At 72.0% G+C, this 18,607-nt stretch carries 12 protein-coding genes; 6 read left to right on the forward strand and 6 right to left on the reverse strand.

Annotated elements, in window-relative coordinates; translation table 11 throughout:
• Positions 1-131: 131 nt before the first annotated feature.
• On the reverse strand, positions 132-3,410 hold the full coding sequence (locus tag ACFYP3_RS26150) for a PIG-L family deacetylase (RefSeq protein WP_388837111.1): 3,279 nt from the start codon (positions 3,408-3,410) through the stop codon (positions 132-134).
• A 169-nt stretch (positions 3,411-3,579) separates the two neighbouring features.
• Here ACFYP3_RS26150 and ACFYP3_RS26155 point away from each other — a divergent pair, with 169 nt between their 5' ends.
• A complete protein-coding gene (locus tag ACFYP3_RS26155; RefSeq protein ID WP_388837114.1) occupies positions 3,580-6,597 on the forward strand; it encodes a bifunctional [glutamine synthetase] adenylyltransferase/[glutamine synthetase]-adenylyl-L-tyrosine phosphorylase in 3,018 nt (1,005 codons plus the stop codon).
• Between the two features lie 15 nt (positions 6,598-6,612).
• Here ACFYP3_RS26155 and ACFYP3_RS26160 read toward each other — a convergent pair whose 3' ends face one another.
• The 5 genes from ACFYP3_RS26160 to ACFYP3_RS26180 form a co-directional block, all read right to left on the reverse strand.
• Positions 6,613-7,392: a CAP domain-containing protein gene (locus tag ACFYP3_RS26160; RefSeq protein ID WP_388837117.1), complete on the reverse strand. Its 780-nt coding sequence runs from the start codon at positions 7,390-7,392 to the stop codon at positions 6,613-6,615.
• Positions 7,393-8,047: 655 nt separating this feature from the next.
• Positions 8,048-8,554 (reverse strand): DinB family protein, encoded by a 507-nt coding sequence (locus ACFYP3_RS26165; RefSeq protein WP_388837120.1) that lies wholly within the window; start codon positions 8,552-8,554, stop codon positions 8,048-8,050.
• Positions 8,555-8,649: 95 nt separating this feature from the next.
• Positions 8,650-9,567, reverse strand: a complete 918-nt coding sequence (locus tag ACFYP3_RS26170) for a phosphatase PAP2 family protein (RefSeq protein ID WP_388837123.1) — start codon at positions 9,565-9,567, stop codon at positions 8,650-8,652.
• A gap of 74 nt (positions 9,568-9,641) precedes the next feature.
• Positions 9,642-10,682, reverse strand: coding sequence for a LacI family DNA-binding transcriptional regulator (locus tag ACFYP3_RS26175; protein WP_388837126.1), 1,041 nt, complete (start codon positions 10,680-10,682; stop codon positions 9,642-9,644).
• Between the two features lie 26 nt (positions 10,683-10,708).
• A complete protein-coding gene (locus tag ACFYP3_RS26180) occupies positions 10,709-12,493 on the reverse strand; it encodes a glycoside hydrolase family 13 protein (protein ID WP_388837129.1) in 1,785 nt (594 codons plus the stop codon).
• A 222-nt stretch (positions 12,494-12,715) separates the two neighbouring features.
• Between ACFYP3_RS26180 and ACFYP3_RS26185 the strand changes: the two genes are divergently transcribed.
• Genes ACFYP3_RS26185 through ACFYP3_RS26205 form a run of 5 tightly spaced genes read left to right on the forward strand, consistent with a single transcriptional unit; the run spans position 12,716 to position 18,575 of the window.
• Positions 12,716-13,987 (forward strand): extracellular solute-binding protein, encoded by a 1,272-nt coding sequence (locus ACFYP3_RS26185; protein WP_388837132.1) that lies wholly within the window; start codon positions 12,716-12,718, stop codon positions 13,985-13,987.
• A 7-nt stretch (positions 13,988-13,994) separates the two neighbouring features.
• Complete coding sequence (locus tag ACFYP3_RS26190) at positions 13,995-15,035, forward strand: carbohydrate ABC transporter permease (protein WP_388837135.1); 1,041 nt, start codon at positions 13,995-13,997, stop codon at positions 15,033-15,035.
• A 2-nt stretch (positions 15,036-15,037) separates the two neighbouring features.
• On the forward strand, positions 15,038-15,880 hold the full coding sequence (locus ACFYP3_RS26195) for a sugar ABC transporter permease (RefSeq protein ID WP_388837138.1): 843 nt from the start codon (positions 15,038-15,040) through the stop codon (positions 15,878-15,880).
• A 47-nt stretch (positions 15,881-15,927) separates the two neighbouring features.
• Entirely contained in the window at positions 15,928-17,577 is a 1,650-nt protein-coding gene (locus ACFYP3_RS26200) for a glycoside hydrolase family 13 protein (RefSeq protein ID WP_388837141.1), read from the forward strand.
• Positions 17,574-18,575 carry a LacI family DNA-binding transcriptional regulator gene (locus ACFYP3_RS26205; RefSeq protein WP_388837144.1) on the forward strand — a complete coding sequence of 334 codons (1,002 nt, stop codon included), beginning with the start codon at positions 17,574-17,576 and terminating at the stop codon, positions 18,573-18,575. Before ACFYP3_RS26200 ends, ACFYP3_RS26205 begins: the two co-directional genes overlap by 4 nt.
• Positions 18,576-18,607 lie beyond the last annotated feature (32 nt).

Raw genomic sequence — 18,607 nt, forward strand, 5'->3', positions numbered from 1 at the left:
CCGATGCGGCCGATGACTGCCACTTTCCGAAAGCGTCCGGGTGTGATGGTTCCTTGTGGGATTTTGATCCCGGTATGTGACTGCGCTGTGAGCGTGATGTGGAGGCGCTTCGTCCGCCTCTGGGCCCCTTTCTACGGCGCCGTGTTGCGCGGGCCCACCGGCTGCCACGGCGCCAGGTACGCGTCCGGCGCGTCGGCCGAAGAGGTCACGTACAGCCGCGCGTCGAGCCCCACCACCGCCAGACCGACCATGCTCTTCCCGAGCATCACGGAGGACGGCGCGCCGACGAACATCAGCGGGGACCTCTCCCACGGCCGGCCCGGACCGACCTCCGCGCCCAGCTGCCCGCCCGCCGAACGGCCCGCCAGCACGTGACCGCTCGCCGTCACCGAGCCGAAGCCCCGCAGCCCGCCCAGGTCGGTCATGTTGTTCAGCTTCAGCCCGCCGTCACCCGTCAGCAGGGCCGTACGGACGTTGCCCGAACCGGGCTTGCGGAACCACAGCCGCACCCCGCCCTCGCGGCCCTCCGCGGTCAGCGGGAGCGTGGTGTCCGGCAGCCCCGTCGGCGAGACCGGGCCCAGCGGGGCGCCCGGCTTCGGCTGCACCCAGCCGACGACCGTCTTGGAGGTCGCGGAGAACACCATGCGCCGCCCGGCGCCGTCGGTCGCCGTGGCCGGGCTGCCGTGCAGATCGGAGCCGCCGTACTTCTCCCAGGGCCCCCAACTGCCGTCCGCCTGCTGCACCCTGCCGCGCAGGGTGTACGAACCGTCGCGGACGTACGCCGCCGCCTGGCCGGTGCCGTCGACCGAGACGGCCGGGGAGCTGATGTCGGAGGTCCAGTTCTCGTCCGCGGTCTCGGGGGTGCCGAGCGACTGCCACTCCCCGAACCGGTCCGCCCCCGCCCGCTCCTGGACGGTGTAGACGACCTCGCGCTTGTAGTCGGTGGGCTTCGCGCCGAAGGAGGTACGGGTACCGAAGGCGGCTATCCGGCCGTCCTTGAGGGTGACGGTGCTGACGCCCGGGTCCATGCCGGTGCCGGGCAGCAGGTCCGGCCCCCGCCAGCGGCCGACCAGACCGGGCCGGTGCCAGACGGCGACCTGGCCGTCGAGCACCTTGAAGGCCCACAGCCCGCGTTCCTCGTCGGAGGCCAGCCAGGTGGTGCTGTTGCCGCGGGCGTAGTTGATGGAGTCCGACCACCGGTTGCCGCCCGGATGGTCGGAGATCTTGAGGTCGCCGCAGCCGGCGGCGCTGCCGCAGTGGTTCTGCCGGTCGAGCCAGGCGTACGTGTCCAGGATGTCCAGCTTCTCCTTGGCCTCCTCCGGGTCCAGCGCGCTGGGGAGGGAGCCGTTGAAGTAGCCGAGGTAGTTCTGCACCGCGAAGTGCGGGCGGTCCTTGACGTCCTTCGCGTAGGCGGCGGTGGCCAGTTGCACGAAGCGGGCGCCGTAGAAGTGGTCCTGGTGGTCGGTGTACCGCTTGGTGTCCGGGAACCGGCCGGGAGTCGGGTCCTGGGAGCGGACGGTCGTCGGCTTGTACTGCTCCAGCACGCCGACGAGGGTCTGGACGACCTGGTCCTTCGAGTACGAGAACCGCTGCTTGACCGGCGAGCCGGAGGCGACCATCGAATCCAGCCGGGCGACCTTGCCGTCCCACAGGCCGTGCAGGCTCTCGGGGACGTCGTCGTAGACGTTGCCGGCCTCGCGGAGCTGTAGCCAGACCAGGTTGACCTGGGGCTTGGCGACGAGGACGTCGACTTCGGCGTGCCCGCCGCCCTTGGTCGGGACGACGCTGCGCTTCCAGGCGCTGCCGCGGTCGCCGGTGGCCATCTTGGCGTAGGCGGCGCGGATGCCGTTCTGGCGGGCCTCGGCGTACGCGGGCTTGTCGGCGGCGGTCCCGGCCTCCTTGCCGGCGACCGCGTTGATGCCGTCCGCCTCGCCGGAGGTGAGGTAGACCGAGGTCACGGGGTGGCCGGCGGATATGGAGTAACGGAGGTCCGGATTCATGAAGTACAGGTCGTCGTCGGGGTGGGCGATGACCTGGAGCACCCGGCCGGGGTCCGGAGCGTCGGCGACGGCCAAGGGGGCGGCGGCCGCGCTGTCGGGGTGGGCGGGGGAGGCGAGGCCTTCGAAGGCCTCGTTGCCGCGGATCACGAGCATGCCGAAGGCGGCGGTGGCGGCGCAGAAGGCGACGGCCTTGACGAAACGGGCCCGGCGGTGACGGGGGTTCGGCCGCGCTTCGCGGTCGGCCGCCGCCTCGGGGCCGGGCCCGAACCCGAACCCGTCGCCGGAGCCGGAGCCGTCCCCGGAGCCGTCCGCGGAGCCGTTCCTGGCGCCGGCGCGGCGGCGACCGCGCGCGGTCTGCGGCGCGGCGGGGGCCTTCGCGCGGCCGCGCCGGCCGCCGCCACCGGTACCTTCGGCCTCACGGGCCAGCCGCGCGGCCTTCCGCCCGCCGGCCGGTCCGTCCGCCTCGGGTACCTCGCCCTGCGGAGCCCGCTGTTGCTGGTCGGCCGGGACGTGCCCGGTCCGGGGAGAGGGGTGGGCGTGCTGGGCCGGCTCGGCCTCGTGAGACGGGTGGGCCCGCCGGGTCCGCCCAGGACCGTACGCCCGGGCCTCACCGGCCTGCTGGGGCAGGCGGATGTGCTGGGCCTGCGGGGCTTCGCGGGTCGTCGGGTGGGCCGGGACTTCCCCGATCTGATGGGGCAGGTAGGCGTGTGGGACCGGTTCGGCGCCGTACGGCGAGTGGAACGGGTGGGCCCGGGCTTCCCCGGCCACGTGGGGCGGGTACGCCTGTTGGGCCTGCTCGGGCGCGTGCGGCGGGTGGCCCTGCTCGGCCTGCTGAGGCCAGTGGGCCTGGTAGGCGTGCTGGGGCGGCTCCGCCTGGTGGGACGGGTAGGCCTGTGGGGGCTGTTGGGCCTGCTGACCCCCGTAGGCTTCCCCGGCCTGGTGGGTCGGGTAGGCGTACCGGGCCTCACCGGCCTGCTGCGGCACGTAGGCCTCCCCGGCCGGGTGGGCATGCCGGATCTGCGGGGCCCCGTACGGCGGTTGGGGCTGCTCGGTCCCGTACGGCGGCTGGGCGTGCCCGGTCCCGTACGACGACTGCGCCTGCTGGGCCAGTTGGGTCTCGTGCGGCGCGTGGGTCCACTCGGTCCACTGGCCCTGCCGGTCCTGCTGCGGCGCGTAGCCCGCCCCGGCCTGCTGGGCCTCGTACGGGGCGTAGCCCGATCCGGCCGGGTGCAGCGGGTAGGGCTGTTGGTTTTGGTGAGACTGGTGAGTCGGGTGGGGCTGGAGGTGCTCGGCCTGGTAGGTCTGGTGGCGGGCAAAGTCGGCCGCGGCCGCGTCGGGGCCCTCGGGCGGTGGCCAGGCTGCCGGCGGGTGGACCCAGGCTCCGGTGTCGCCGGGGTGTCCGTCGGACATGGGGCTCCTCGTGGCCGGTCGGCGGGGAGCGGGCCCCATCACGCACTAAGTATTCGGATAATCCGATAATCCCCGTCATGGTACTGCCGGTGAGTCGAACGCCTGCTCCGGCTACGCTCACCACAGGCACGCCAGGGCAGTGGCAGCGACGACCGCGGGAGGCGGCGGGATGACAGTCCCGGGACGCAGGAGCAGCACCTTCATCCGGCTGCTCCGCAGCGGTTTCACCGACCCCTCCACCGCCGCCCGGCTGCTCGACGCCGACGCGCTGGCGGCCGTACGCGCCGATCCGGTGCTGCTCGACGCCCTCGGGGCGACCGCCGACCCCGACCTCGCCCTCCTCGGGCTCGTACGCCTCGCCGAGGCGCAGCCGCCGGACGAGCTGGCCGGGTTCCTCGACACCCTCGTCAGCGCCAAACCGCTGCGCGACCGCCTCCTCGGCGTGCTCGGCGCCTCCGAGGCCCTCGGCGACCACCTCGCCCGCCACCCCCGCGACTGGCTCACCCTCGTCACCTACGAGGCCGCCGACCTGCACCCCGGACTCGCCGAGTTCGAACACGGCCTGGCGGACGCCCACGACCCCGTCACCCTGCGCGTCGCCTACCGCCGCTGCCTGCTGTCCATCGCCGCCCGCGACGTCTGCGGCACCATCGACGTCGCCGAGACCGCCGCCGAGCTCGCCGACCTCGCCACCGCCACCCTCCGCGCGGCCCTGCGGATCGCCTCCGCCGCCGCCCCCGAAGACGCGGCCCAGTGCCGACTCGCCGTCATCGCGATGGGCAAGTGCGGCGGCAACGAGCTCAACTACGTCTCCGACGTCGACGTGATCTTCGTCGGGGAGGCGGCAGTGGGGTCTCCCCACGGCGGAGCCGCAGGGGACGGCACGGACGAGGGCAAGGGCATCCAGGCGGCCACCCGCCTGGCCTCCCACCTCATGCGGATCTGCTCCGAGACCACCGTCGAGGGCACCATCTGGCCCGTCGACGCCAACCTCCGCCCCGAGGGCCGCAACGGCCCGCTGGTCCGCACCCTCGCCTCCCACCTCGCCTACTACCAGCGCTGGGCCAAGACCTGGGAGTTCCAGGCCCTCCTCAAGGCCCGCGCCGTGGCCGGCGACCCCGACCTCGGCCGGCAGTACATCGACGCCATAACGCCCCTGGTCTGGCAGGCCGCCGAGCGCGAGAACTTCGTGCCCGACGTGCAGAAGATGCGCCGCCGCGTCGTCGACAACATCCCCGCCGCCCAGGTCGACCGCGAGCTCAAGCTCGGCCCCGGCGGCCTGCGCGACGTCGAGTTCGCCGTCCAGCTGCTCCAGCTCGTGCACGGCCGCAGCGACGCCACCCTGCACTCCGGCAGCACCCTCGACGCCCTCCACGCCCTCGCGGCCGGCGGCTACGTCGGCCGCGCCGACGCCGCACAGCTGCACGACGCGTACCGCTTCCTGCGCGCCATGGAGCACCGCATCCAGCTCTACCGGCTGCGCCGCACCCACCTCGTCCCCGAGGACGAGAGCGACCTGCGGCGCCTGGGCCGCTCCATGGGCCTGCGCACCGAGCCCGTCGCCGAACTCAACAAGGCCTGGCGCCGGCACGCCTCCGTCGTCCGCCGCCTGCACGAGAAGCTCTTCTACCGGCCGCTGCTCGACGCCGTCGCCCAGCTCACCCCCGGCGAGACCCGGCTCTCGCCGCGCGCCGCCGGCCAGCGTCTCGAAGCCCTCGGGTACGCCGACCCCGCCGCCGCCCTGCGCCACCTCGAAGCGCTCGCCTCCGGCGTCACCCGCAAGGCCGCCATCCAGCGCACCCTGCTGCCGGTGCTGCTCGGCTGGTTCGCCGACTCCGCCGATCCGGACGCCGGCCTGCTGGGCTTCCGCAAGGTCTCCGACGCCCTCGGCAAGACCCCCTGGTACCTGCGGCTGCTCCGCGACGAGGGCGCCGCCGCCGAGAACCTCGCCCGGGTCCTGTCCGCCGGCCGCCTCGCCCCCGACCTGCTGATGCGCGCCCCCGAGGCCGTCGCCCTGCTCGGCGACCCCGAAGGCCTGCAGCCCCGTACCCACGAGGCCCTCGAACAGGAGGTCATGGCCGCCGTCGGCCGCGCCGACACCGCCGAGGCCGCCGTCGCCGCCGCCCGCGGCGTCCGCCGCCGCGAGCTCTTCCGTACGACCGCGGCCGACATCATCGGCTCCTACGGCACGGAGGACAATCCGGCCGAGGAGGACCACGGCGCCCTCGTCGACCGGGTCGGCGGCGCCGTCTCCGACCTCACCGCCGCCACCATCGCCGGCGCCCTGCGCGCCGCCGTCCAGCACCACTACGGCGACACCCTGCCCACCCGGTTCGCGGTCATCGGCGTCGGCCGCTTCGGCGGGCACGAGCTCGGCTACGGCTCGGACGCCGACGTCCTCTTCGTCCACGAACCCCGCGAGGGAGTCGACGAACAGGAGGCCGCGAAGGCCGCCCAGACCGTCATCGCCGAGATGCGCCGGCTGCTCCAGCTGCCCACCGCCGACCCGCCGCTGCTCATCGACGCGGACCTGCGCCCCGAGGGCCGCTCCGGCCCGCTGGTGCGCACCCTCTCCTCCTACGCCGCCTACTACCGGCGCTGGTCCCTGACCTGGGAGAGCCAGGCCCTGCTGCGCGCCGAGCCCGTCGCCGGCGACGCCGACCTCGGCGGCCGCTTCATCGAGCTCGTCGACCCGCTGCGCTACCCGATGGAAGGCCTCGGCGAGGACGCCGTACGCGAGATCCGCCGGCTCAAGGCCCGCATGGAGTCGGAGCGGATGCCGCGCGGCGCCGACTCCACCCTGCACACGAAACTCGGCCGCGGCGGCCTCAGCGACGTCGAGTGGACCGTCCAGCTGATGCAGATGCGGCACGCCTGGGCCGAACCGGGCCTGCGCACCACCCGTACCCGCCAGGCCCTGGCCGCCGCCCACGCGGCCGGACTGATCCCGACGGACGAGGCGCAGATCCTCGACGAGGCCTGGGTGCTGGCCACCCGGGTCCGCAACGCCGTGATGCTGGTCCGCGGCCGCGCCGGGGACACCTTCCCGTCGGAGGCCCGCGAACTCGCCGCGGTCGGCCGCTACCTCGGATACGCCGAAGGCACGGTCGGGGAGATGCTGGACGACTACCGTCGCATCACCCGCCGTGCCCGGGCGGTGGTCGAGGAACTGTTCTACGGGGGCTGAGCCCCGGCGGTGGCGTCAGCGCGCCGTGCCGAAGTCCTGGGTCCAGTAGTGGTTCGGCTGAGCCAGGCCGATGCCGATCTCCTTGAAGGAGCAGTTCAGGATGTTCGCCCGGTGGCCGGGGCTGTTCATCCAGCCCTCCATGACCTTCTCGGGCGTGCTGTAGCCGTAGGCGACGTTCTCGCCGTACGCGCTCCACGTGTATCCGGCGCGGGTGATACGGGCACCCGGGTCGGAGCCGTCGGAACCGGTGTGGGACATGTTGGCGTGGGCGGCCATGTCCGCGCTGTGGTCCTGCGCGGCCTTGGTGAGCTTCGCGTTGAGGGTGAGGTTCGGGCAGCCGGCGGCGGCGCGCTCCTGGTTGACGAGCGCGAGGACCGCGGCGGCGGAGCCGGAGGCGGCCGGGGCGGCCGGGGTCGAGGCCTTCGGGGGCTCGGGCGCCTGCGGCTTCCTGGTGGCGGCCGGCGGCTTCGCGGGCTGCGGCTGCTGCGGCTGCTCCTGCGGGGGCGCGGGCGTCTCCACGACGGGCTGCGCGGGCGCCTCGACGGGGCTGCCCGGCTCGGTGGCCGGCGGGCTGCTCGGCGCGGTCGGGACGACGTCCACGGGGGCCGCGGTGCTCGGGGCGGCCGAGGGCGCGTACTGCCAGGGGCGTCGCTGCTGGTGGCTCGCGTTCTGCGGGCGGCCGCCGTCCTGGGTGTCGAAGCAGGCCATCGCGGCGGTGGGGACACCCACGATTCCCAGAACGCCGACGGCGATGACTATCTTCCGGTACGGCTTCTTCTTCCGATGCTTCTGCATGCATGACCTCATTCGGTGATCGCGAAGCTTCCGGCGCCGGAACTGCGGGACGCCGGAATAGTGACATTCTTAGAAGCCCGCCAATGGCCTGGCAAGTTTCCGTTTCGCGTGCACGCGGGGCATTCGATACCCGGCTTGAAACGGGCCGATGATCGTGCATGGTCACGATCAGGTCACTTGCACAACCATGTGATGCGTCTTCAGGAACGCCCGTGACCAGGGAAGTCGACGAAAGGTCCAGCGGTAGCGCGGATTCCGTTCCCGCCGGAGAGGGGAATGTCGAATCCAAAAGGGACAAATGACGAAATGTCGAGGGCGCGCGATGCCCGGGAAGGGTCCGGCGGCGAGGTTCATGCTGTGACGCATGTCACGCAACCGTGCGCCGGGTCACGGCGTCCGCGACACGGCGGGGCGCACGCGAAAAGCGTGCCCATTTCCCGCGGCCCCATTCGGAGGAATTGCCAGGGCTGGAAAAGATCAGCCAGACGCCTGCCGACGGCCCGGGCCTCGTGGACGGTGGACGCGGCGATCGGGTTCGCGTTCCGCAGCGGCTCCGGAAAGATCTCCGGCGGCACGGAAGTTCACGCGGTCGCAGAAGACTTCGCGGATATCGGCCCCGGTGGCGGGCGCGAGAGCAATCGCGGCAGTGGGTGTCTCAGTTCCCCGTCGTGCCGTCGAGCAGCTCGCGCAGGATGTCCAGGTGCCCGTTGTGGCGGGCCGTCTCCTCGGTCAGGTGGAGGAGGATCCAGCGCAGGTCGACGTGGAGGCCGTTGCGGACGGCCCGCTTCGCCCGGTCGTCCAGACCGCTCCCCGCGACGAGTGCGCGGTAGCGGGCGCTCTGCTCGGCGTATTCCTCCAGCAGCTGCGGCAGCGGGAAGTCGACGGCGATCCGCATCTCGCGATCGGGGTCCTCGTCGGTCCAGGGGCCCTGGTCCTCCTCGCCGAGGAAGACCACCTGGAACCAGTGGTACTCGACCCAGCGGAGGTGGTTGATCACCCCGCTCATGGTCATCAGCGGCGAGCCCGGCAGGAGCGCCGTGCGCGCGTTCTCCGCGGAGACGCCCCGGCACTTGGCGCGGGCGGTGTCACGTGCGTAGTCGAGGAACGTGGTGAGCTGCGTGCGCTCGTCCCACGCGGGAGGCGTGTCGTCGATTCTGGTCATCGCGCGAAGCATCGCCGATCACGTCGACCGATGTCGAAGTGTTTTGCGGTCGCGCGGGCGGAGCCGCGGGACGGGCGGAGCCGTGGGGACAGGGCTCAGGCGCGGGCTCGGAAGCGGTTCAGCAGGTCCGCAGCGGGGTGGGGGCCCGTGGGCTTCGGGTGGCGGGGGAGGCGATGGGGCATCGAGCCGTACCAGGATCGCGAGACGGTGTAGCCGAAGGCGAGGCAGAGCATGCCGCCCACGGCGTCGAGCCAGAAGTGGTTGGCGGTGGCCACGATGACGACGAGGGTCGCCGTCGGGTAGAGCAGCCCCAGGATGCGGGCCCAGGGGGCCGAGGCGACCGCGAAGATCGTCAGCCCGCACCACAGCGACCACCCTATGTGCATGGACGGCATCGCAGCGTACTGGTTCGACATCTGCTTGAGGTTCCCGGAGGCCATGGAGCCCCAGGTGTGGTGGACCAGCACGGTGTCGACGAAGTCCTGCCCGTTCATCAGCCGGGGCGGCGCGAGCGGATAGAAGTAGTAGCCGACCAGGGCCACACCGGTGGTGGCGAAGAGGACCAGGCGCGTGGCGGCGTACCGCCCCGGATGGAAACGGTAGATCCACACCAGCACACCGATGGTCACGATGAAGTGGAGCGTGGCGTAGTAGTAGTTCATGCCCACGATCAGCCACGTCACGGAGTTGATCGCGTGGTTGACCGACTGCTCGACGGCGATGCCGAGGTTCCGCTCGACGCCCCAGATCCAGTCGGCGTTCGCGAGGGCGACCGTCTTCTGTTCGGGCACCGCGTTGCGGATCAGCGAGTACGTCCAGTAGCTGACCGCGATGAGCAGGACCTCGAACCAGATCCGAGGCCGGCGGGGGGCACGCAGCCGGGAGAGCAGGGCGCGGTCGGAACCCGGGCGGGTCTCCGTCTCGACCGCGGTGGGTGAGGAGACGTCCGTCCTGGGGGTGCCCCCGGCGGTAGCTGGGGGAGTTTCCAGTGTCTTCACGCTCGATTCACCCATGGGGAGAGAGTCTGCCAGATGCGTTCCCGCCTCCGATCATCCCTCGGGACGGTCTTCGCCGCAGCCGGTCCGTCTCAGGTACGAGACGCCGCGCGACGCTGCCCCGGGCCGGAGGCCGTGGAGCCGCGCACCACCAGTTCGGGCAGGAACACGAACTCGCTGTGCGGGGCCGGCGTCCCGCCGATCTCCTCCAGCAGGGTCCGCACCGCCGCCTGCCCCATCGCCTGCACGGGCTGGCGGATGGTGGTCAGCGGCGGGTCCGTGAACGCTATGAGCGGGGAGTCGTCGAAGCCGACCACCGACACGTCCTGCGGCACCCGCAGCCCCTGCTGGCGGGCGGCCCGGATGGCGCCGAGCGCCATCATGTCGCTCGCGCACACCACCGCGGTGCAGCCCCGCGAGATCAGCGCGGCCGCGGCGGCCTGGCCGCCTTCCAGGGTGTAGAGGGAGTGCTGGACCAGCTCCTCGACCTCGGCCTCGTCGAGTCCGAGCCGGTCCTTCATCCCGAGCCGGAAGCCCTCGATCTTGCGCAGGACGGGCACGAAGCGCTTCGGTCCCACGGCGAGGCCGATCCGGGTGTGGCCGAGTGCGGTGAGGTGGGTGACGGCGAGCTGCATCGCGGCCCGGTCGTCGGGGGAGACGAAGGGGGCCTGCACCTTGTCGGAGAACCCGTTGATCAGCACGTAGGGGACGCCCTGCCCGCGGAGTTGGTCGTAGCGGCCCATGTCGGCGGTGGTGTCGGCGTGCAGACCGGAGACGAAGATGATCCCGGAGACCCCGCGGTCGACCAGCATCTCGGTCAGCTCGTCCTCGGTGGACCCGCCGGGCGTCTGCGTGGCCAGCACCGGCGTGTACCCCTGCCGGGTCAGGGCCTGGCCGATGACCTGGGCGAGCGCCGGGAAGATGGGGTTGTCCAGCTCGGGAGTTATCAGACCGACGAGCCCCGCGCTGCGCTGGCGCAGGCGTACGGGGCGTTCGTAGCCGAGCACGTCGAGGGCGGCCAGTACGGATTCACGGGTGCCGGCGGCCACACCGGGCTTGCCGTTGAGCACGCGGCTGACTGTGGCTTCGCTGACCCCCGCCTGGGCTGCGATGTCGGCTAGCCGTGCGGTCACGGGATTGGACTGTACCGGGCGGACACTCAAATTGCCCACCACGTGCACGAATCCGGCGGAAGGCGGACGGTGCGGCCGTCCGTCTCCACGGGGGCGCTGGACAGTACGGGGCGTCCGGGCGCGGGAAGCTCGACCGGCTCGGGGCGGGTGTTGAGGGTGCAGGCGAAACCGGGGCGGGTGAAGAGGAGCACCCCCTCGGGCGCGGGCAGCCAGCACATGCCGGAGCGGTACGGGGTTCCGGCGGCGGCCCCGGTGCCGGCCTCCGGGGCGCCGAGGCCGGGCATCGCGCGGCGCAGCTCCAGTGCGGCGCGGTAGAGCTCCAGGGTGGAGTGCGGGTCGCCGGTCTGGGCGGCGACGGTCAGCGGGCCCCAGCCGGCCGGCTGCGGGAGCCAGCTCCCGGTCGGCCCGAAGCCGTACGGCGGCTCCGTCCCGCACCAGGGGATCGGCACGCGGCACCCGTCACGCAGCCCCTCCTGCCCGTCGGCCTCCGGCCGGGTCCCCGGAGGGGCCCCCGCCCCGCCCCCCACTGCGGCCTGCGGCCCGGCCCCTGCCGCGGCCTGGCGGGGGGTGCGCGGTCCGGGGTGGGCGTCGGGCTGCGGGTGGGCCGGGGGCCGGCGGCGGAAGGCGGGGTCGCGGCGGGATTCCGGGGGGAGGTCCAGGACCTCGGGGAGGCCCAGTTCCTCGCCCTGGTAGAGGTACGCCGAGCCCGGGAGGGCCAGCATCAGGAGGGCGGCGGCCCGGGCGCGGGCGAGGCCGCGGGCGCCGCCCCCGTACCGGGTCACATGGCGTACGACGTCGTGGTTGGACAGCACCCACGTGGTCGGGGCGCCGACCGAGGTGGTGGCCGCCAGCGACTCGTCGATGACGGTGCGCATCGCGGCCGGGTCCCACGGACAGTTGAGGAACCGGAAGTTGAAGGCCTGGTGCAGCTCGTCCGGGCGGACGTACAGCGCGAGGCGGTCGGAGGTGGGGGCCCACGCCTCGGCGACGCCGATGCGCTCGCCCTCGTAGGAGTCCAGGAGCCGGCGCCACCCGCGGTGGATCTCGTGGACCCCGTCCTGGTCGAAGAAGGGGAGCGGCTCGGTCCCGATCAGGGTGGCCTGCGCGCCGCGGCCGATGTCCGGCAGGCCCGGGGCCTTGACCATGCCGTGGGCCACGTCGACGCGGAAGCCGTCGACGCCGAGGTCGAGCCAGAACCGCAGCACCGACGCGAATTCGGCGTCGACCTCCGGGTGGTCCCAGTTCAGGTCCGGCTGCTCGGGTGCGAAGAGGTGCAGGTACCACGAGCCGTCCGGGACCCGTGTCCACGCCGGCCCGCCGAAGATCGACTCCCAGTCGTTCGGGGGCTCCGAGCCGTCGGCCCCCCGCCCCGGGCGGAAGAGGTAGCGCGCCCGGGCCTCCGCGTCCCCGGCGAGGGCGGCACGGAACCACGGGTGCTCCACGGAGGTGTGGTTCGGCACCACGTCCACGATGACCCGCAGCCCCAGCGCGTGCGCCGCGCGGACGAGCTCGTCGGCGTCGGAGAGGTCCCCGAAGAGGGGGTCGACGGCCCGGTAGTCGGCGACGTCGTAGCCGCCGTCCGCCTGCGGGGAGACGTAGAAGGGGGTGAGCCACACGGCGTCGACCCCGAGGCGGGCGAGGTGGGGAAGGCGCGAGCGGACCCCGCGCAGGTCGCCGACCCCGTCGCCGTCACTGTCGGCGAAGGAGCGGACGTACACCTGATAGATGACTGCATCGCGCCACCAGCCACCGCTCGCGGTCGCGTTGCTGGAAGAGCTTGCAAGCTGGACGGCCGTCGACTCGTGGGTCATATCGGGGTCAACGCGGGTACATGCCCCCTGGTTGCGGGCCCGGGCGGTCGAAGGTGCCTCGAACTAACAGCAAGCTGCGGCAACCGTACGGACACACGGATGTAACGATCGCCTCCGCTTGCAGAAAGTTTGCGCAAGGTCTTTCGGTCCTCTTTCAGTCTTGTTACGTTCCTGGCAACTCGGGACCGCGAGGGCGCGGCCGGGATCATCGAAGGAGTTCATATGCGGCGTGGCATAGCGGCCACCGCGCTGGTCGCGACCCTGGCGCTCGCGGCGACGGCTTGCGGCGGTGACACCAAGGACGACGGCGAGGTCAAGGCCGGCGGCGAGCTTTCCGGCACGGTCACCTGGTGGGACACCTCGAACGACGCCGAGAAGGCCAGCTTCCAGAAGATCGCCGAGGCGTTCACCGCGAAGCACCCGAAGGTGACCGTCAAGTACGTCAACGTCCCGTACGGCGACGCGCAGAACAAGGTCAAGAACGCCTTCAGCAGCGGCTCCGACGCGCCTGACGTGATCCGCGCCGACGTCGGCTGGGTCGCCGACTTCGCCTCGCTCGGCTACCTCGACGAGGTCCCGGCCGAGACGGCGAAGAAGGTCGACGCCGAGTTCCTGCCGCAGGCCGCGGCCAGCGGCAAGTTCGAGGGCAAGACCTACGCCGTACCGCAGGTCATCGACACCCTCGGCCTCTTCTACAACAAGAAGATGCTCGCCGACGCCGGCGTCCAGCCCCCCAAGACGCTCGAAGAGGTGAAGTCGGCCGCCGCCGCCATCAAGGCGAAGAGCGGCAAGGCCGGTCTCTACCTGCGCGGCGACGACTCCTACTGGTTCCTCCCGCTGATCTACGGCGAGGGCGGCGACCTCGTCGACGCGAAGAACAAGACGGTCACCGTCGACGGCCCGGCGGGCGTCAAGGCCTTCAAGACCGCTCGTGACCTGGTCACCTCCGGCGCGGCCGTCACGAACGCCACGGACGGCTACACCAACATGCAGACGGCCTTCAAGTCCGGCGAGGCCGCCATGATGATCAACGGTCCGTGGGCGGTCGCCGACACCTACGCCGGTGACCAGTTCAAGGACAAGGCCAACCTCGGCATCGCCGCCGTCCCGGCCGGCTCGGTCAAGGCCGGCGCCCCGCAGGGCGGCCACGACCTCGGCGTCTACGCCGGTTCCAAGAACCGCGCCGCCGCGCACGCCTTCGTCGAGTACATGACCTCGCAGGAGGTCCAGGTGCAGTCCGCCAAGGACCTGAGCCTGCTGCCGACCCGTACCGCCGCCTACGAGCAGCCGGACGTCAAGAGCAGCGAGATGGTCCAGTTCTTCAAGCCGGCCGTGGACAAGGCCGTCGAGCGCGCCTGGATCCCGGAGAACGGCTCCCTCTTCGAGCCGCTCAAGGTCGAGTACACCAAGGCGATCACCGGGGCGTCGAGCCCGGAGGACGCGGCCAAGACGGCCGGCGTCGAGTTCCGCAAGATCCTCAAGGGCTGGAAGTAACGAAACCATGGCTGCTCACACCAGCCAGTCGGTGGCGAAGGCCGCGGGCGACGGAGTCGGAGACGACACCGCCGCCCGCGGCCGGAGCCGCTGGACTGACAGCAAGGCCCCCGGTGGGACCAAGGGTGGGCTGAGGCGCGCCCTCGCCACCCACTGGTACGCCTGGACGATGATCGCCCCCGTGGTGCTCGTCCTCGGCGTGATCATCGGCTGGCCGCTGGTCCGCGGCATCTACCTGTCGCTGACCGATGCCAACGAGCGCAACGTCTCGCGCACCATCGGCGCCCGCCACATCGAGGCCACGTACGAGTTCGTCGGCCTCGACAACTACGCGGACGTGCTCAGCGACCCGGTGTTCCTGCAGCGGCTGGTGTGGACGGTGGTGTGGACCGTCGCGTGCGTGTCGATCACCTTCACGCTCGGCCTGGTCCTGGCCAACATGCTCAACCGGGAGTTCCGGGGCCGCGCCGCCTACCGGATGGCGCTGATCCTGCCCTGGGCCGTCCCCGGCTTCGTCTCGGTCTTCGCGTGGCGGTTCCTCTTCAACCGCGACAACGGCATCCTCAACAAGATCCTCGACGGTGGCGGCATCGCCGCGGTCCCGTGGCTCGACGATCCGACCTGGGCCAAGTTCTCGGTCGTCGCCGTCAACGTCTGGCTCGGCGTCCCCTTCATGATGGTCGCCCTGCTCGGCGGACTGCAGTCGATCCCCGGCGAGCTGTACGAGGCCGCCGAGATGGACGGCGCGAGCGCCTGGCAGCGGTTCCGGCACATCACCCTGCCCGGCCTGCGCGCGGTGAGCATGACGGTGATCCTGCTCTCCACCATCTGGACCTTCAACATGTTCCCGGTGATCTTCCTGCTCACCCGGGGCGGACCGGGCGACTCCACCGAGATCCTCGTGACCCAGGCCTTCCGCGAGGCGTTCGTGTCGAGCCCGCGCGACTTCGCCGGCTCCGCCACGTGGGGCGTCCTGATCCTCGCCCTGCTCATGATCTTCGCGCTGGTCTACCGGCGCTCGCTGCGCAAGCAGGGAGAGGTGTGGTGACCGTGACCACCGCTCGTACCCGGGGCCGCCGCTCCCCGCTCGCCTCCGCAGGCCTGCACCTCACCCTGCTCGGCGCGTCCGTCATCGCCGTGTTCCCGGTGCTGTGGATCCTGCTGACCTCGCTCAAGCCCGCCGAGCACGCGGTCAGCACGGACTTCGTCAAGGATCCGTCCTTCGGCAACTACACGTACCTGCTGGAGTCGAGCCACTTCCTCAGCTGGTTCGGGAACTCCGTCCTGGTCGCCGGCGTCACCACCGTCCTCGGTGTGTTCATCGCCGCCACCACCGGATACGCGGTCAGCCGCTTCAGGTTCCCCGGCATGAAGCCGCTCATGTGGACCCTGCTCATCACGCAGATGTTCCCCATGGCCATCCTCATCGTGCCGCTCTACAACCTGATGGGCGACCTCGGCCTGCTCAACCAGCCGATCGGCCTGATCATCACCTACCTCACCATCGCCGTGCCGTTCTGCGCCTGGATGATGAAGGGCTTCTTCGACACCATCCCGGTGGAGATCGACGAATCCGGCCGGGTCGACGGGCTCAACCCCTTCGGCACGTTCTGGCGGCTGATCCTGCCGCTGGCCAAGCCCGGCCTCGCCGTCACCGGCTTCTACGCCTTCATCACCGCGTGGGGCGAAGTCGCGTACGCCTCCGCCTTCATGGTCGGCGAGGAGAACCTCACCCTGGCCGGCGGCCTGCAGACCTTCGTCACCCAGTACACCTCCAACTGGGGTGCGATGAGCGCCGCCTCGGTCCTCATCGCCATCCCCGCGGCGATCTTCTTCGTCTTCGCCCAGCGCCACCTCGTCGCCGGGATGACCGCAGGCGCCACCAAGGGCTGACCACCCGCCTGCTCCCGCATCACCGGCCCGACCTCTCCAAGGACGACATGACCCAGCACCTCGCCGACGCACTTCCCACCTCCACCGGCACCCTGCCCGGCTGGTGGAGAGACGCGGTGATCTACCAGGTCTATCCGCGCAGCTTCGCCGACTCCAACGGGGACGGTATGGGGGACCTCGAAGGCGTCCGCAGCCGCCTGCCCTACCTCAAGGAACTGGGCGTCGACGCCGTCTGGCTCAGCCCCTTCTACGCCTCCCCGCAGGCCGACGCCGGCTACGACGTGGCCGACTACCGGGCCATCGACCCGATGTTCGGCACGCTGCACGACGCCGACGCCGTGATCCGCGAGGCCCACGAACTGGGTCTGCGCATCATCGTGGACCTCGTCCCGAACCACTGCTCCGACCAGCACGAATGGTTCAAGCAGGCGCTGCGCGAAGGTTCCGGATCCCGGCTGCGGGAGCGCTTCCACTTCCGTCCCGGCAAGGGGGAGAACGGCGAACTGCCGCCCAACGACTGGGAGTCGATCTTCGGCGGTCCGGCGTGGACCCGGGTCGCGGACGGCGCGTGGTACCTGCACCTCTTCGCACCCGAGCAGCCCGACTTCAACTGGGAGCACCCGGCCGTCCAGGACGAGTTCCGCTCGATCCTGCGCTTCTGGCTCGACCTCGGCGCCGACGGTTTCCGCGTCGACGTGGCCCACGGCCTGGTCAAGGCACCCGGCCTGCCCGACCTCGGCGCCAGGGACCAGCTCAAGCTGCTCGGCAACGACGTCATGCCCTTCTTCGACCAGGACGGCGTCCACGAGATATACCGCTCCTGGCGCCGGATCCTCGACGAGTACGAGGGCGACCGCGTCCTGGTCGCCGAGGCGTGGACCCCGACCGTCGAACGCACCGCCCGCTACGTCCGCCCCGACGAGATGCAGCAGGCGTTCAACTTCCAGTACCTGACGACCGACTGGGAGGCGACGGCGCTCCGCGAGGTCATCGACGGCTCACTGGCCGCGATGCGTCCCGTCGGCGCTCCCACCACCTGGGTGCTGTCCAACCACGACGTCACCCGGCACGCCACCCGCTTCGCCAACCCCGCCGGCCTCGGCACCCAGCTGCGCGAGCCCGGCGACCGCGAGCTCGGTCTGCGGCGGGCCCGCGCGGCGACCCTGCTGATGCTGGCGCTGCCCGGTTCGGCCTACGTCTACCAGGGCGAGGAGCTCGGCCTGCCCGACGTCACCGACCTGCCGGACGAGGTCCGCCAGGACCCGTCGTTCTTCCGCGCGGCGGGACAGGACGGCTTCCGCGACGGCTGCCGGGTCCCCATCCCGTGGTCGGGTACGCAGGCCCCGTACGGCTTCGGCACCGGCGGCAGCTGGCTCCCGCAGCCGGACTCCTGGGCGGAGCTGAGCGTGGAGGCGCAGACCGGCGACCCGTCCTCCACCCTGGAGCTGTACCGGTCCGCCCTGCGGCTGCGCCGGGAGCACCCGGACCTGGGCGCGGGCGAGTCGGTGGACTGGCAGGAGGCTCCCGCCGGCGTCCTGGTCTTCCGCCGCGGGGACTTCCTCTGCACCGCCAACACCACCGGCACGGCGGTGCGCCTCCCCGTCGCCGGCGAGGCCCTGCTGTCCAGCGGCGCGAGCGTCGAGGACGGCGTGCTGCCGGCCGACACCACGGTGTGGTGGCGGGTGACGTCGGGGTGACCTCCCCCCTCCGGCTGACGGACATCGCCGCGCAGGCCCAGGTCAGCGAGGCGACCGTCAGCCGCGTGCTCAACGGCAAGACGGGCGTCGCGGCCGGCACCCGGCACAAGGTGCTGGCCGCGCTCGACCTGCTCGGCTACGAGCGGCCCGTACGGCTCAAGCGGCGCAGCAACGGCCTGGTCGGGCTGCTGATCCCGGAGCTCACCAACCCGATCTTCCCGGCCTTCGCGCAGGTCATAGAGCAGGCGCTGGCCGGGCACGGGTACACGCCGGTGCTGTGCACCCAGACGCCGGGCGGGGCCACCGAGGACGAGCTCGTGGAACAGCTGGAGGAACGCGGGGTCACGGGGATGGTCTTCCTGTCGGGCCTGCACGCCGACTCCCACGCGGACCCCTCCCGCTACCAGCGGCTCGCCGCGCGCGGGGTCCCCTTCGTGCTGATCAACGGCTTCAACGAGCAGATCAGCGCGCCCTTCGTCTCGCCCGACGACCGGGCGGCCGCCGACATCGCGGTGCGGCACCTGGAGGACCTGGGCCACCGGAGGATCGGCCTGGCGATCGGCCCGACCCGGTACGTGCCGTCGGCGCGCAAGGAGCAGGGGTTCCTCGCCGCCGTGCCGGACGCGGAGGCGGAAGGCCTGATCCAGCGCACCCTGTTCACGGTTGAGGGCGGCCACGCGGCGGGCATGGCCCTGCTGGACCGCGGCTGCACCGGCATCGTGTGCGGCAGCGACCCGATGGCGCTGGGCGTCATCCGGGCGGCGCGCGAGCGCGGGCTGCGGGTGCCGCAGGACGTGTCGGTGGTCGGCTTCGACGACTCCCCGCTGATCGCGTTCACGGACCCGCCGCTGACGACGGTCCGCCAGCCGGTGCGCGCGATGGCGACGGCCGCGGTGGGCGCCCTCCTGGAGGCGGTCTCGGGCACCCCGGTCCAGCGCACGGAGTACGTCTTCCAGCCGGAACTGGTGGTCCGGGGCTCGACGGCCCAGGCCCCGTAACCCTCCCGGGCGGGCGGTGCGGGCCTGTTCCG

Source organism: Streptomyces sp. NPDC005533, from assembly GCF_042871845.1.
In the GTDB taxonomy this organism is placed as follows: domain Bacteria; phylum Actinomycetota; class Actinomycetes; order Streptomycetales; family Streptomycetaceae; genus Streptomyces.